Source organism: Flagellimonas sp. HMM57 (assembly GCF_021390175.1).
GTDB lineage: Bacteria > Bacteroidota > Bacteroidia > Flavobacteriales > Flavobacteriaceae > Flagellimonas.
The window spans coordinates 3,165,141-3,180,336 of sequence record NZ_CP090004.1 but is presented as its reverse complement, the minus strand read 5'-3'; the positions used below and the strand labels follow the sequence as shown (position 1 = coordinate 3,180,336).

General features: G+C 39.6%; 13 protein-coding genes. 10 read left to right on the top strand and 3 right to left on the bottom strand.

Annotation, left to right across the window (positions count from 1 at the left end):
• Positions 1 to 4 precede the first annotated feature (4 nt).
• Together LV716_RS14085 and LV716_RS14080 are read right to left on the bottom strand one after the other, a co-directional pair.
• Entirely contained in the window at positions 5 to 964 is a 960-nt protein-coding gene (locus tag LV716_RS14085; protein WP_163418426.1) for a hydrogenase, read from the bottom strand.
• Between the two features lie 500 nt (positions 965 to 1,464).
• Complete coding sequence (locus LV716_RS14080; RefSeq protein WP_163418425.1) at positions 1,465 to 2,499, bottom strand: LacI family DNA-binding transcriptional regulator; 1,035 nt, start codon at positions 2,497 to 2,499, stop codon at positions 1,465 to 1,467.
• 201 nt (positions 2,500 to 2,700) lie between these two features.
• Here LV716_RS14080 and LV716_RS14075 point away from each other — a divergent pair, with 201 nt between their 5' ends.
• The 7 genes from LV716_RS14075 to fucP are packed head-to-tail and all read left to right on the top strand — an operon-like array spanning position 2,701 to position 11,396.
• A complete protein-coding gene (locus LV716_RS14075; protein WP_163418424.1) occupies positions 2,701 to 3,708 on the top strand; it encodes a zinc-binding alcohol dehydrogenase family protein in 1,008 nt (335 codons plus the stop codon).
• 21 nt (positions 3,709 to 3,729) lie between these two features.
• Positions 3,730 to 5,382, top strand: coding sequence for a UxaA family hydrolase (locus LV716_RS14070; protein ID WP_163418423.1), 1,653 nt, complete (start codon positions 3,730 to 3,732; stop codon positions 5,380 to 5,382).
• Positions 5,383 to 5,400: 18 nt separating this feature from the next.
• Entirely contained in the window at positions 5,401 to 6,864 is a 1,464-nt protein-coding gene (locus LV716_RS14065) for a tagaturonate reductase (RefSeq protein WP_163418422.1), read from the top strand.
• Positions 6,865 to 8,400: an alpha-L-fucosidase gene (locus tag LV716_RS14060; RefSeq protein ID WP_163418421.1), complete on the top strand. Its 1,536-nt coding sequence runs from the start codon at positions 6,865 to 6,867 to the stop codon at positions 8,398 to 8,400.
• A gap of 11 nt (positions 8,401 to 8,411) precedes the next feature.
• The gene (locus LV716_RS14055; protein ID WP_163418420.1) at positions 8,412 to 9,281 is read left to right on the top strand and encodes an amidohydrolase; all 870 of its coding nucleotides are present in this window, start codon (positions 8,412 to 8,414) and stop codon (positions 9,279 to 9,281) included.
• Positions 9,259 to 10,053 carry an SDR family oxidoreductase gene (locus LV716_RS14050; protein WP_163418419.1) on the top strand — a complete coding sequence of 265 codons (795 nt, stop codon included), beginning with the start codon at positions 9,259 to 9,261 and terminating at the stop codon, positions 10,051 to 10,053. Before LV716_RS14055 ends, LV716_RS14050 begins: the two co-directional genes overlap by 23 nt.
• A gap of 11 nt (positions 10,054 to 10,064) precedes the next feature.
• A complete protein-coding gene (fucP, locus tag LV716_RS14045; RefSeq protein ID WP_163418418.1) occupies positions 10,065 to 11,396 on the top strand; it encodes an L-fucose:H+ symporter permease in 1,332 nt (443 codons plus the stop codon).
• A gap of 5 nt (positions 11,397 to 11,401) precedes the next feature.
• Here fucP and LV716_RS14040 read toward each other — a convergent pair whose 3' ends face one another.
• Positions 11,402 to 12,253 (bottom strand): AraC family transcriptional regulator, encoded by an 852-nt coding sequence (locus LV716_RS14040; protein ID WP_163418417.1) that lies wholly within the window; start codon positions 12,251 to 12,253, stop codon positions 11,402 to 11,404.
• A 149-nt stretch (positions 12,254 to 12,402) separates the two neighbouring features.
• Here LV716_RS14040 and LV716_RS14035 point away from each other — a divergent pair, with 149 nt between their 5' ends.
• From LV716_RS14035 to LV716_RS14025, 3 genes are read left to right on the top strand one after another with little or no spacing between them, the layout of a single operon-like run.
• Entirely contained in the window at positions 12,403 to 13,485 is a 1,083-nt protein-coding gene (locus LV716_RS14035) for a mandelate racemase/muconate lactonizing enzyme family protein (RefSeq protein ID WP_205600130.1), read from the top strand.
• A gap of 7 nt (positions 13,486 to 13,492) precedes the next feature.
• Positions 13,493 to 14,254, top strand: coding sequence for an SDR family NAD(P)-dependent oxidoreductase (locus tag LV716_RS14030; protein ID WP_163418416.1), 762 nt, complete (start codon positions 13,493 to 13,495; stop codon positions 14,252 to 14,254).
• Between the two features lie 3 nt (positions 14,255 to 14,257).
• Positions 14,258 to 15,193, top strand: a complete 936-nt coding sequence (locus LV716_RS14025) for an aldo/keto reductase (protein WP_163418415.1) — start codon at positions 14,258 to 14,260, stop codon at positions 15,191 to 15,193.
• Positions 15,194 to 15,196: the final 3 nt, after the last annotated feature.

Here is a 15,196-nt window from a genome sequence, read left to right as displayed (position 1 = left end):
GCTATTATTTTGAAGTTTCCATGACCTTATGGTTCTTAGGAAGCACTTTTTGAAATCCTGCTTCGATATAGTAGGCCAACTTGGTTCTTCCTTCGGGTACTTCCCTTGGAAGGAAACCTAAATATTTCATGGTATTGAATACACTTCCTTTTTTTAAATCGTGATGAGGAAAACCTGGCTCCGTACAACCCAAACAAGGGTGGTTTGTCCTTGTTTTGCTGGATTGGCGGTTCCAAAGAATATTATTACAGCTTGCGCGTGTCATTGGTCCCCTACAACCTACTTCATAGAACAAACAACCGCCTCTCGTTCCAAATCCACCATCAACTTTTTGGGCAAAATTGGTAACATTGGTACAGCCATCTTGGACAAAATTTGTAAAAAATGTTTTGGGCCTGTGGTAATCATCTATTTGGACATCTCCTATCCTACCTACCGCTATGGCAACAAGGATTTGGGTAATCCAATCAGGATGTGCGGGACATCCGGGTATATTGATAACGGGCAATCCTCCTTTTGAAACATAATCCGCCCCTAGAAAACCACCTTTTTCTTTTTTATGGAATTGTAACCCGGTCGATTCACTTGGATTTGGTGGTACTGCAGGAATACCTCCCCAAGTAGCACAATCGCCAATAGCAACAACGTATCCTGCTACTTCGGATAATTCTTTGATCCATTCCATCATAGGACGGTCAGCAAAGAAATTCATTGAACCTGTATTATTAGGCCCTTGAATCAATGAGCCTTCATAGACAAGAATATCCATTTGTACTTTCCCTTCAAGAATATCTTTTAAGAGGTCTTGTACTTGATCTCCAATCTGTAATCCTGTAGTCGGATGCCATAAAATATTCAAGCCAAAATCCGTAATAAGTTCTACCACGGTCGGTTCTTCAGCGTTCAAAAAAGACATGGTGTTACCACTGCATGCACCTCCTTGCAACCATAAAACATTTGCCATAAATTGTCTGGTTTTTATTTATAAGAACCTCAAAATATGAATATTACATTGTTTTGGCAAAAAAAATATCATATTCACATTTATTTGAATGAATTCTAAATAATCTGTTTAATGGCGCTCATGAAATGATTCAACAATGCTCTTGAATCTTGCTTTGTTCCTAGTATTTTAAGGCATTTAAAGTTTGATTTGATTTTAGAAAAGTGTGTATAAATGGAATAGTCAGGATTATGGATCAAGTGAACTTTCTCAACAATTTAATTTGCAGTAGCACCTATGGGGTCATATTTGTTTGTAAATGGATGGAAAGTACTCATCGTAACTTATCCATCCAGAGGGATTTTCTACAATCGAAGTAATTTCCACACCTACAAAGTGCTGTTCATCGTTTTTCATGATAGTATGAAGTAATAATCAAATACAACTTACTTTCAACAGTTCTCGATGATATATCTTGGCTTTCTACACGATTATTGTATAACCGGGAGAAAGATTCCAAATCATGCTTTTTTTACAGCGGACCTGTCGGAAGAAGCTCTTACAATCAACTCAGGTTTTAGTACAGTTTTGTTTAAATCAAGGTTTTTTACTGGCTTTTCCATTTGTCTTAAAAAAGCTTCAGCAGCAAGTCTACCAATTTTGGCATTATGCTGACCTACTGTGGAAATTGAGGGAGACACAAGAGACGTAAAAGGTTCATCGCTAAATCCTACAACTGCAATCTCTCGAGGTATGTCAATACCGTACTCTTGAATTACCTGCATAGCACCAAGGGCAGCATAATCTCCCGCCGCATAGATGGCATCAGGTCTTTCTGGCATATTCAAAAGCTCAATCATTGCTTTTCTTCCGTCATCCACCGTTAAACCGCACTCCACTATCAATTCCTTATGTATTTGTAATCCCGAGCGGCCTAAAGCATCAATAAATCCATTGATTCGATTCTTGTATATACCAATATGTCCATGCCCTCCTATATGGGCAATCCTTTTATAACCTTGGTCAGCAAGATGTTCAACAACTAAATGACTACTTTGACGATCGTCTATTCCAACATAGCTTACATCTAACTTGTCTTCCACCCTATCGAACATAACAAGTGGCACTTTACTAGTTATTATTTTTTTATAATACCCTAGATTTTTTGTTTCTATGGATAATGAAGCGATGATACCATCGACACGGGTTCTGAGCAATGCATCAATGTTTTGGCATTCCTTAATGAAGGATTCATTGGATTGGGTAATAAACACGTCATACCCCTTTTTATTCAATACTTCTTCCATTCTTTCAACAACATTGGAAAAAAAATTGCTATTTGCCCTTGGAACAATCACGCCTACAATATTGCTCTTTCCCTTCCTTAATGCACTTGCCAAATTATTGGGTTGATAATTCAACTTACTGGCCATTTCAATTACAGAAGCCTTTGTGCTATTGCTTATTCTAGGGTGATTGCTCAATGCCTTGGAAACTGCAGAAGGTGTGATTCCCAATTCTTTCGCAATATCTTTAATTGTAACTTTTTTTTGCATTCCAATTTTTTATTTTATTTTTGTTCAAACGTTTGAACAGAGTCATTGCTCATCAATTAATCAACAAAAAACCTGATATTTTTTCAAATTCGCAATAAATCGAACATTCATTTTATTGTCAGGTACAAGAGATAAAGAAATTAATAAAACCTACTCCAAGCAAGATACAATGTAATCAATGCTTGAGAATTAGAACAGCTGATGAAATATTTAGTTTGCAAGAAGCCAGGTACATTTCTTTTAAAAGAAAAGGAATACCCCATCAGAAATAAAGGAGAGGCATTGTTGAAAATAAACAAAGTAGGGATTTGTGGTACGGACTTGCATGCCTACGCAGGTAGGCAGGCTTTTTTCACCTATCCTCGTATTTTGGGTCATGAATTGGCTGCCGAAGTACTGGAAATAGACGAAAATCCACATGGAATTCAAAATGGCGACAAGGTGGTCATCATGCCCTATTTAAGCTGTGGCACTTGTGTAGCATGCAGAACAGGCAAGACAAATTGTTGTACCAATATAAGTGTATTGGGTGTGCATAGTGATGGCGGCATGCAAGAACAGATTACAGTACCTGTCAACGTATTGTTGCCCGCAAAAGGCCTATCAGACGACCATATTGTCATTGTGGAGCCATTGGCCATTGGAGCCCACGCTATTAGAAGGGCCAATATACAACCGCAAGAAAACATTGCTGTTATTGGATGTGGTCCAATTGGAATAGGACTCATGAAACTAGCACAAATTGCCAGAGCGAATGTAATTGCTCTTGATATAAATGAGGAACGATTACGCTATGCCAAAGAAAAAATTGGTGTGGACCATGTAGTAAATGTCGCAAACGACCCTATACAACAAATAGTTGATTTAACAAATGGTGATATGTGCACAGCGGTATTTGATGCATCAGGTCATAAGGGAGCTCTAGAGTCGGGAATCGATTATATGTCCCATGGTGGCAGATTTGTATTGGTAGGGCTTTCTAAAGGAGAACTTACCTATAAACACCCGGCAATTCATGCCAAGGAAACTACAATCATGTGCAGTCGCAATGCTACAACGGCAGATTTTGAACATGTAATTAATGTATTGGATAAATTCCCTGTGGAATCTTTTATTACCCACAATGTCCCCTTCACAGAGATGATTGCAAATTTTGACAATTGGCTCGATCCAAAATTTGGGGTCATGAAAGCCACCGTAGACTTTTAATGTGAACAGAAAAAAATTTGCATGTCAACACCATACGTTCAGATAGATTCAAGGGACAATGTAGCTGTAGCTATATCCAATTTAAGAAAGGATGCAGTCTTACTGATTAATGACAAAGAGATTGTCCTAAAGGAAAATATAAAAGGAAAACACAAGTTCACGTTGAACGATTTTTCCATTGGAGACGATATACTTATGTACGGCGTGCTCATTGGTAGGGCAACTAAACCTATTCCAAAAGGTTGTGCCATCACCATAGATAATGTAAAGCATGCTTCAGCCAACTTTGGCGATTCCAAAAGAAATATAGATTGGTCAGTCCCATCAATTTCCAAGTTCAAAAACAGGACTTTTGATGGCTATCATCGCAAAGATGGTAGTGTGGGTACCAGAAACTACTGGCTGGTAATTCCCCTTACTTTTTGTGAAAATAGAAATCTGGATGTCATCGATGCAGCACTATCCGAAAAATTGGGCTATATCACCAAAAATGACTTTGCTGTTGACACACAGGTACTCATTGAAAAATACCAATCTGGAGCTACTGCTGAGGAGCTTTTTGAAATCCCAATTAGCAGCACAAAAGAAGAAATATCCAAAAACAGAGTCTTTCCCAATGTTGATGGCATTAAGTTTTTAAAGCATGACGGTGGCTGTGGGGGCACTAGAGAAGATTCAGAAATACTATGTAAACTGTTGGCGGGATATATTACCAATCCCAATGTGGCAGGAGCAACGGTCTTGAGTCTAGGGTGCCAGAATGCACAAATGCAAATCCTCAATAAAGCGCTTCTTGAAAAGGATGCTAATTTTTCAAAACCTGTTCATTATCTAGAACAGCAACAGAGTAAAAGTGAGCGTGCATTTATTGAAGAGGCAGTTAAATTGACTTTTGTGGGACTGATTGAAGCCAATAAAATGAAGAGAAAACCAGCACCTCTAAACAAGTTGACACTTGGTCTGGAATGTGGTGGGTCAGATGGTTTTTCTGGAATATCTGCCAATCCTTCACTTGGCTATGCCTCCGATTTATTGGTTGCACTTGGTGGAAGTCCTGTGCTTGCAGAATTTCCTGAATTGAATGGTGTAGAGCAAAACTTAATTGATAGATGTATTACTGACCATGATGCCAAAAAATTTGCCGATCTCATGCGAGCATATTCTGATTCGGCAGTAGCGGTTGGGTCTGGTTTTGAGAACAATCCTTCGCCAGGAAATATCAAAGATGGCCTTATTACTGATGCTATGAAGTCGGCAGGTGCGGCAAAAAAAGGAGGAACATCACCCGTAGTCGAAGTGCTCAATTATACCGAAACAGTAACTAAACCAGGTCTTAATTTATTATGTACTCCAGGAAACGATGTTGAAAGTACAACAGGTTTAGCCGGTTCGGGATGCAATATGATCGTTTTTACCACTGGGTTGGGAACCCCAACAGGAAATCCGATAACTCCCGTATTAAAGTTGTCCAGCAACACGGCACTTTATCAAAAAATGGGAGACATCATCGATATGAGTGCTGGAACAGTGATAAGTGGCGAAGACACTATTGAAAGTATGGGTGAAAAAATCTTGGAACATATTATAAAAGTTGCCAGCGGCGAAACCATGGCAAAAGCCGATATCAAAGGGCAAAATGACTTTATCCCATGGAAACGTGGTGTATCCTTATAACAATCAATACTATAGCAATTGAAAACACTAAATAGACAAACCGTATCGGCACATAGCTATCCCAAAAGAATATTACAATATGGTGAAGGCAATTTCTTAAGAGCTTTTGCAGACTGGGTTATCCATAAGATGAACAACAAAGTCGATTTTGATAGTGGTATCACTGTAATTCAGCCCATAGAACAGGGCTTGATCCATATGCTCAATGATCAAGATGGATTATACACACTTTACCTCAATGGGATTAAAAATGGGAAAGCAATTAGTGAGCACGCTGTTATTGATTGTATCCAAGAGGGCATTGACCCCTACAAAGACCATACTACCTATTTAAAAAATGCGGAGAACCCAGACCTCCGTTTCATTATTTCCAATACTACCGAAGCAGGAATTTCATATGATAAGGAAGATACGTTGGAAGACGCCCCGCAAAAAAGTTTTCCAGGCAAGTTAACTGCATTTTTGTACAAAAGGTTTTTGCATTTTGAAAGTGCTTCGGACAAAGGATTGATCATCATTCCTTGTGAATTGATTGACAAGAATGGCGAAAACCTCAAAAAAATCATTTTAAAGTACGCCCAAGAATGGAACTTAGATCCAAACTTTACCAATTGGATCAATGAAGACACCATATTCTGCAACACTTTGGTAGATAGAATCGTTCCCGGATATCCGAGGGACAAAATGAATGCAATAACCAAGGAGTTGGGATACCAAGATAATTTGGTGGTTGAAGGAGAACAGTTTCACTTATGGGTCATCGAAGGACCTGATACGGTCAAAGAAGAATTTCCGGCAGACGAATGCGGACTTAACGTCGTGTTTACCGACAATATAGAACCCTACCGAACCCGAAAAGTCCGAATTCTGAACGGCGGACATACCTCATTAGTACCCGTAGGGTATCTCTATGGCATCGATAAAGTACGTGAATCTACAGAGGATGAAGTAGTAGGCAAGTTCCTTAAAGAAACCATTTTTGAGGAAATCTGTCCAACATTGGATTTACCCAAACCAGAACTGGATCAATTTGCCAACGATGTGTTAGATCGTTTTAAAAATCCATATCTGGAACACGCACTGATGAGTATTTCCCTGAATTCCATTTCAAAATACAAAACAAGGGTCTTGCCTTCGGTGTTGGAATATATAAGACGAAGAAATGCACTCCCCAAACGACTGCTCTTTTCCTTGGCATCCCTAATTGTTTTTTATAGGGGCAAGCGAAACGAGGAGACCATTCAGCTCAAAGATAATCCGGACGTGTTGGCTTTTTTTAAAGAACTGTGGGCTCAAGCCAAGGAGCATGACCTCGATACAATTACTTCGGCAATACATAAGGTATTGTCCCAAAAGGAATTCTGGGGAGTGGACCTCACTGCTTTGGAAGGATTCACCGAATTAGTTTCAAAATACGCTCACACCATCATCAATGATGGAATGAATCCTGCTCTAATACATTTTAATCAATCAAAAGACTAGATGAAAGCAGTAAAATTCATTTTTGTAATAACACTGGCCTTTTCGATGTTCGCATGTCGACAAAAGTCAAATGAAAATGTTTCATCACAGCTAATAGCAAACAAAGACAGGGTACAATATCAATCCGATTGGAAATCTTTAAGTAAACACGAGGAATCCCCTGAGTGGTTCAAAAATGCGAAATTGGGTATCTATTTTCACTGGGGAGTTTACTCAGTTCCTGCTTTCGATAATGAATGGTACCCTAGGCACATGCACTTTGAGGACCACCCTGTGTATAAACATCATCTAGCCAAGTATGGCCATCCATCGGAATTTGGGTATCATGATTTTGTTCCGATGTTCAAGGCTGAAAAATTTGATGCGGAAGAGTGGGCCGAACTTTTTCGTAAAGCCGGCGCGCGCTTTGCAGGACCGGTTGCAGAACACCACGATGGGTTTGCTATGTGGGATAGCGATGTCACCCCATGGAATGTGATGGACAAAGGACCTAAACGAGATATCACAGGAGAACTTAAAAAAGCCTTGGATGCTAGAGAAATAAAACTGATCACCACCTTTCACCATTCCAAACAATTGCAACGCAGCAAAGAACTAAATAAAGAGAACCCTTTAAGTCATTACCCTTATTTTGAAGGGATGCCGCCCAGTTCTAACGATTCTCAACTGGCATTACTCTATGGAAACATGCCCGAAGAAAAATGGTTGGAAGAGATTTGGTTGGGCAAGTTGGAAGAAGTGATCGATAAATACCAACCCGATATTATCTGGTTCGATTATGTTTTGGATGCCATCCCCGAAAAACATCGTCAAGCATTTTCAGCTTACTATTTGAACAAAGCGAAAGAATGGGATAAAGAAGTGGTCATTGTTAGAAAGCAACATGATTTACCATTATCTGTGAGTGTTGACGATTTAGAACAATCCCGAAAAAATATCATTGGTACCAAAACATGGATGACCGATGCCACGGTGAGCAACGGCAGTTGGTGTTACACCGAGAACTTAAAGGTAAAAAGTCCACAAGACGTGCTACATGTTCTTATTGACATTGTAAGTAAAAACGGAGTCTTATTACTCAATATTTCTCCCATGGCCGATGGATCTATCCCAAGTAATCAAAAAGAAGTATTGCTCAAAATGGGGAATTGGCTATCGGAATTTGGTGAGGCTATTTATGATACGGAAGCATGGTATACCTTCGGTGAAGGCCCTACAAAAGAGCCTACAGGGCATTTCGAGAATCACGAGGCATTCCATAAAATCAAATATACCGCAGAAGATATAAGATATACTACCAAGGACTATAACATCTATGCGATTGCACAGGGCACTCCAAAAAAAGGAGTAGAAATGCTCCTGAAGGCATTTGCGAAAAAACACATTTTAGATCCTGTAAGAATTGAAAAGGTTTCAATTTTAGGGGAATCTTCTCAAGTACAATGGGAGGTTACGGGAGAAGGACTCCAGATCAAAATACCTAAAAACATAAAAGATAGAATGGCAACCGTAATAAAGGTTGAAACCTCAGCTTAGAAAATTATTTTATGGTCATCGATTCACATCAACACTTTTGGCATTACAATCCCATCAAACATGAATGGATTGATGACAAAATGGCGATAATACGACGAGATTTTACTCCTGATGATCTAAAGCAGGTATATGCAGAAAACAATGTGGACGGTTGTGTGGCGGTTCAGGCAGACCAAACTTTAGAAGAGACCGATTTCCTCATCGAACTATCTAATAATTATGATTTTATAAAAGGAATTGTGGGTTGGGTAGACTTTAGAAGTCAAAATGTAGAAGCGGAATTAGAGAAGTATAGCCATGTTAACATTGTAAAAGGCTTCCGACATGTAGTACAAAGTGAACCTGATCACAATTTTTTGCTAAGGCTACAATTTTTAAACGGAATAGCTAAACTTGGGCAATTTGGATATGCCTATGACATTCTAGTTTTTCCACATCAATTAGGTGCCACATTAGAGTTTGTGAAAAAATTTCCAAACCAAAAGTTTGTTATAGACCATATTGCGAAACCCTATATCAGAGATGGTTTTTTTGATGGTTGGGCAGCGTTAATGACTGCAATTGCCAAGCACGAAAATGTGTATTGCAAAGTATCAGGAATGGTTACAGAAGCGGATTATGACCTGTGGACCAAGGTAGATATCAAACCATATCTAGATTTAGTTCTCAACATTTTTGGTGCAAAAAGGACAATGTTTGGTTCAGATTGGCCAGTATGTTTGGTTGCTGCCAACTATAAAAGAGTAAAGGATCTTATTATAGATTACATCGAGAACATGAGTACAGACGAACAAGCTGCTATCATGGGAGGTAATGCTAATATGTTCTATAATTTATGTCAAACCCAGAAAAAAACAAATGAATCTAGGATTGAAAAATAAGGTAGTGGTGATAACCGGCGCAGCTGGAATCGAAGGAAGCATCGGTAAAACCATTTTTGATCAATTAGTGGAAGAAAAGGCAATCCCGGTTAGTATTGATCGTAATGATAGAGGATATAGTTATGCAAAAGAAGCCAATAAAAAAGGAATTGACTCGATTTTTTGCAAAACCGATGTAACAAAGCCCGAAGAAATTAAAAATGCCATAGATACCATTGCCGCAAAGTATGGTAGAATTGATGTGGTCATTAACAATGTTGGGATAAATGATAGCGCAGGACTTGATGCTAGTTATGAAGATTTCATGTATTCGCTCAAGTTAAATATGGTGAGCTATTTTTTAGTAGTGAAACATACATTACCTTATTTAAAAGCTTCGGGAGGGAATATTTTGAATATCGGCTCCAAAGTGGCCTTAACAGGTCAAGGAGGCACTTCTGGATACGCCGCTTCTAAAGGTGGTGTACTTGGCCTTACCCGAGAATGGGCAGTTGACCTTGTGGAATATGGTATACGATCTAATGCCGTTATCATAGCGGAATGTTGGACACCCTCGTACAAAACATGGATCGATAGTATTGAAAATGGAGCGGAAAAACTCCAATCGATAACTCGAAATATACCTTTTGAAAATAGGATGACGACCACGGATGAGATTGCCAGCACTTGTTTGTTCATTATTTCAGAAAAATCATCGCATACCACCGGCCAATTCATATTTGTAGATGGAGGGTATGTGCATTTGGATAGAGCCTTATTGACAGAATTCTGAAACAAAAAAATATGAGTTCAGCAAAGAAAATACCCGTAGTATCCAAAGAGTTATTGGTTCCATTTATAGCAGCTACGTCAATTTTTGCTCTATGGGGGTTTGCCAACGATTTGACCAACCCTATGGTTGCCGCATTCAAAAAAGTAATGGTGCTTTCCAATAAAGAGGCCTATAATGTACAATTTGCCTTCTATTTTGGGTACGGGGTCATGGCCATACCTGCAGCCTTGTTTATTCGAAAGTTCAACTACAAATCAGGTTTATTGATAGGCTTGGCACTTTATGCCATTGGCGCCATACTTTTTTATCCTGCTGCAGAAAATGGTTCATACACCTATTTTTTAATTTCATTATTTGTTATTACCTGTGGTCTGGGTTTTTTAGAAACAACCTCTAACCCATTGATTCTTTCCATGGGAGACCCAAAAACAGCAACACGCAGGCTCAATCTTGCACAATCGTTCAATCCTATTGGATCTTTGACTGGTATGCTCGTAGCCAAATTTGTGGTATTGGACAGGCTATTTTCCACGGATTATGAAAATAGTGAGGTCCTTTTGGCATTGGGGGCAGAAAAAGCTACCGAAATAAAAAATCACGACCTTGATGTCATCAGCCTTCCCTATATCGCAGTAGGTCTATTTGTTGCCTTTATCTTTTTGATTATTCTTAAAACCAAGATTCCTTCAAAAGACATGGGAGCTCCATTGTCCATCAGCGAATCGGTACAGAAGATATTTAAGAGCAAGACCTACCTTTTTGGAGTCATTGCTCAAACATTTTATGTGGGTGCTCAAATCATGTGCTGGACAGCCATATTTCAGCTGGTCGAATACTTGAATACATCCAGTAATTTGGGAATTGAAGCCACATGGTGGAATATAGCCGCTATGATTTCTTTTGTAACCACTAGATTTATAGGAACTGCACTCATGAAAAATGTAAATCCGGCAAAAATGCTGGCCTTGTTTGGAACTATGGGGGCTTTAATGTGTCTAGGCGTTATGCTTTCCTCTGGATTGTCAAGTGTAATTTTCTTGGTCATGATATCCGTATTTATGTCCATTATGTTTCCGACCATATACGGCCTGGCCCTCAAGGATATGGGCGAAGAGGCAAAGTTAGCCTCATCTGGTTTGATCATGGCCATTGTGGGAGGCGCATTTTTACCTAAACTTCAGGCTTGGATCATGGATTTTGGAGATACTGTCAATGGTCAGGAAGTATTTGGTGATGTGGTTGCGCTTGGGATATCGGAAATTCATTTTTCTTTTATTCTCCCATTCCTATGTTTAATCGTAGTTGCCGTATATGGGCTATATGCCTCTAGAGTGAAAGTATAGTGGTATTATATATTCTGAAAGTTCTGGCGATATCGCTTTGGCGACATCTGCTTATGCATAGTAAATCGCCTATGAAAAAAGGAGAGGTTATTGTAACCGGATTCGTAGCCTATTTCAGATACGGACAAATCAGTCTCTATCAGTAGTTTACTCGCTAAGGTTATTTTATATTCATTGACATAGTTCGAAAAAGTCTTATCAAAGGTTCTTTTAAAAAATCTACAGAAGGCTTCCTTACTCATAGAAAGCTGTTTTGATAGTTCTGAAAGTAAATTTTGGCTATGAATGTTATCCTTGATGTAGTTATGGATAACATTGACTCGATGGCTCTCCTTGGAGGACAAGGCCTTACCAAAACCAGGTCCGGCCAATACCTGCGTCTTGGATGTTGTGGACAGGGTATTTAAAATATTCAATAAGGTAATCAATCTGTCGAAAGGTTGTTGTCGGATTAAGGAAACAAATGGCTTTTCAAGGGATATGGCCGTATCATAGTCAAATACAATCCCTCTAGAAGATTTTTGCAGCAATGTTTTTATCGAGGTAAACTCCGGTTTTTCCAACCAATCTTGAAGCAGACTCTCATTCCATTGCAGCACCACACATTTTACGCGTTCATTTTTGGCATTAATGGTTTTCCATGCATGGGGAAGGTTGGCACCTACCAATACCAAATCCCCTCGTTTAAAGGAGTCCATGGAATCCCCAACATAGCGTATGCCCGTACTCCTGACCATATAGGTAAGTTCGTACTGGGGATGATAGTGCCATTCTGCCTTAAACTCCTTCTCATCAAAAACCTTTACCTTAAAAGAACTATCGGGTGATGTACTAACTTCTCTAAGAAATGCTTTCATGCTGCTTTCAAATATGACAAATATTAATACAATTTCCCTCTAAGCTAAGGCAAAAAAATCAATATAGTACATAAAATATATTATATGCTGTACGGATTACTCAATAAAATCAAGAATATTTGTAATATCCTAAAAAAATGAGGTGAACTATGATGGATTTAGCCATTAGAGACATAAAATTATACAAAGCTTCTACTGAACTTAAGCGACCTATCTCGGATGCTACACATACCTTGACCGAGATTTCATTTGTTGTAATGCGTCTTCAGTTGGAAAATGGAATAGTGGGAGAATCGTATTTATTATCGTTCCAATATTCCCCAAATGCCATTATTGGGGCTTTAAAAGATGTTATTCCCGCAGTAAAGGGACATCAATGTTTTGAAACTGGAGCTGTCTATGCCAAATTAAATGGGCTATTTGAATATTTTGGGAATCAGGGCTTGCTCAGATGGTCTCAAGCCACTGTGAACATTGCCATGTGGGATGCTTGGGCAAAATCCCAAAACTCTCCCGTTCATAAGTTATTGGGGGTGACCAAGGAAAAAATAAACATCTATGGCAGTGGCGGATGGATTTCCTACACCATTGATGAACTCATCGCGGAAGTTACAGATTATGCGAGCCGTGGATTTAAGGCTGTGAAAATAAAAGTCGGTTCCCCTAAAATGAGTACGGATTTGGAACGCCTGAGAAAAGTGCGCGAGGCGGTGGGAGATGATGTGGATATCATGATGGATGCCAACCAAGGTATGGAGCTACCTGCGGCACTTAAATTATCCAATGGGGCAAAAGACTTAAATATCAATTGGTTTGAAGAGCCCGTGAACCATCAAAATTACCAAGCGTACGAAGCGCTGAAAAACCAAACGGGCATATCTTTGGCCATGGGCGAGCGAGAATTTGATACGGTCCCCCTCCGTGAATTGGCCTCAAGAAATGCATTGGATATTTGGCAGCCAGACATTTTAAGAATAGGTGGCGTAGAGGCCTGGCGAGAAAGTGCAGCTTTAGCCCATAGTTTCCATTTGCCCGTATTGCCACACTACTACAAAGATTATGATGTTCCTTTGTTATGTACCATTCCTAATGGTGCGGGAGCAGAATCCTTCGATTGGGTCGATCCATTGATCGATAACCCTATGGCAGTTAAAAACGGTTATGCCGAACCTCACGATTTACCTGGTTGGGGGTTCAATTTTTTGGACAATAAACTAACTGAAATCAAATAATATGAACATGGATTTATCCGCATTTTCCTTAGAAAGAAAACTGGCTTTGGTTACCGGTGGAGGTGTGGGGATAGGACTGGGTATTTCCAAAGCTTTTGTCAAAGCTGGAGCCTGTGTAGTAATTACCGGAAGGAGAGAGAAAGTGTTACAGGAAGCCGTCGCTGAGTTAGGAGAAAACGCAAGCTACCGCGTCAATGATATCACTAATAAAGCTGAAATACCCGCTTTGATATCTGATATAGAAACAACCGTTGGTCCCATAGAAATTTTGGTGAACAATGCAGGTATTCACCACAAGGCTATGGCCCAAGAAACTTCGGATGAAGATTTTGAACGCATCTTACAAACCAATGTGATGGGTGTTTTTGCCATGACGCGCGAATGTGCCCATTACATGCTGAAACGAAAAAAAGGATCCATTCTCATGATAGGATCTATGGCTGGATTGTTCGGTATAGACAAAGTAGTGGCCTATGGGACCTCCAAAACGGCATTGACTGGATTGGTCAACGCCTTAGTCACCGAATATTCCACTAGCAATGTTCGTGTGAATGCCATTGCACCCGGCTGGATAGAATCAAACATGTTCTTGAACGCCATTAACAAAGATGAACATCGAAAACAACAAATTGTCAATCGTATTGCCATGGATGGCTTTGGCCAAACCAATGATATTGGCAACGCTGCTGTCTTTTTATGTTCTAAGGCCGCACGTTATATCACAGGTGTAGTGTTGCCCGTAGATGGTGGCGCCACCATAAATTTTTGATTCATGAATAGACCTTCGTATATCGACAATCATGAAATTAGTAGCGCTTTTGGAGGAGAAAGCCGATTGGTGTATGGTACGTCAGGATTAGGCGGTGTTTGGGGAGAAGTACAGGCCCAAGAATCCGTGGATGCTTTGCTATATGCGTTTGAAAATGGAGTTCAGGTATTGGATACCGCACCTTCCTACGCCAATGCGGAAAAATATGTAGGTCAAGCATTGCTGCAATGGACGAGAAAAAAGCCCTTTGTCAGTACCAAAATAGGAAGACTGGAAGGAAACGATGCTTTTGAGGTAAAATTGGATTATTCCAAGGAAGGTATGCAACGAAGCATTGAAAATAGCCTTAAGACCTTAGGAGTGAACACTATAGATTTACTGTTCCTTCATGAACCACAACTGGTTCCCACAAATCAAATTGAAGAGGCCATTGCTACTCTACTTGAATTTAAGTCCCAGGGATTGGTAAAACAACTAGGTGTTGGGGGAAATCCAAACAAAACTTTTATGCCCTATGTGAAAAAGGAATATTTTGATGTAGTTTCCGGCTTTTTACGGATGGATGCCTGTAACCTTTCGGTTTTTGAAGGAGAAATCCAAAAGTACAAAGGTCAGGAAATCGCATACTATGCAGCCTCTGCACTGCATTTTTCTTTGCTGGGGAATCGTTATGAAAAATATCAGCAAAACGGGGCCGATGGCCAATGGATAACTAAATTCGACTTGACGAATGCCAAGAAAGTAAAAGCCATTGCTGACCGTAAAAAAATGCCTTTGGCCACTTTGGCCCAGCGTTATCTTTTTTCGATAAAAGAAGCAGACCGTGTAGTTATGGGAGCTAGAAATTTAGTCCAGATCAAATCAACCATCGAAGATTGGAAACTGGGAAAATTAGATCCGGAAACCTTTGAAGAAATCACTTCTGCAATACTAGACTAAACA

What these genes read in the sequence shown, in the direction of transcription:
- LV716_RS14085 (WP_163418426.1), bottom strand. Translation starts at nt 964, where the DNA reads ATGGCAAATGTTTTATGGTTGCAAGGAGGTGCATGCAGTGGTAACACC.
- LV716_RS14080 (WP_163418425.1), bottom strand. Translation starts at nt 2,499, where the DNA reads ATGCAAAAAAAAGTTACAATTAAAGATATTGCGAAAGAATTGGGAATC.
- LV716_RS14075 (WP_163418424.1), top strand. Translation starts at nt 2,701, where the DNA reads ATGAAATATTTAGTTTGCAAGAAGCCAGGTACATTTCTTTTAAAAGAA.
- LV716_RS14070 (WP_163418423.1), top strand. Translation starts at nt 3,730, where the DNA reads ATGTCAACACCATACGTTCAGATAGATTCAAGGGACAATGTAGCTGTA.
- LV716_RS14060 (WP_163418421.1), top strand. Translation starts at nt 6,865, where the DNA reads ATGAAAGCAGTAAAATTCATTTTTGTAATAACACTGGCCTTTTCGATG.
- LV716_RS14055 (WP_163418420.1), top strand. Translation starts at nt 8,412, where the DNA reads ATGGTCATCGATTCACATCAACACTTTTGGCATTACAATCCCATCAAA.
- LV716_RS14050 (WP_163418419.1), top strand. Translation starts at nt 9,259, where the DNA reads ATGAATCTAGGATTGAAAAATAAGGTAGTGGTGATAACCGGCGCAGCT.
- fucP (WP_163418418.1), top strand. Translation starts at nt 10,065, where the DNA reads ATGAGTTCAGCAAAGAAAATACCCGTAGTATCCAAAGAGTTATTGGTT.
- LV716_RS14040 (WP_163418417.1), bottom strand. Translation starts at nt 12,253, where the DNA reads ATGAAAGCATTTCTTAGAGAAGTTAGTACATCACCCGATAGTTCTTTT.
- LV716_RS14035 (WP_205600130.1), top strand. Translation starts at nt 12,403, where the DNA reads ATGATGGATTTAGCCATTAGAGACATAAAATTATACAAAGCTTCTACT.
- LV716_RS14030 (WP_163418416.1), top strand. Translation starts at nt 13,493, where the DNA reads ATGGATTTATCCGCATTTTCCTTAGAAAGAAAACTGGCTTTGGTTACC.
- LV716_RS14025 (WP_163418415.1), top strand. Translation starts at nt 14,258, where the DNA reads ATGAATAGACCTTCGTATATCGACAATCATGAAATTAGTAGCGCTTTT.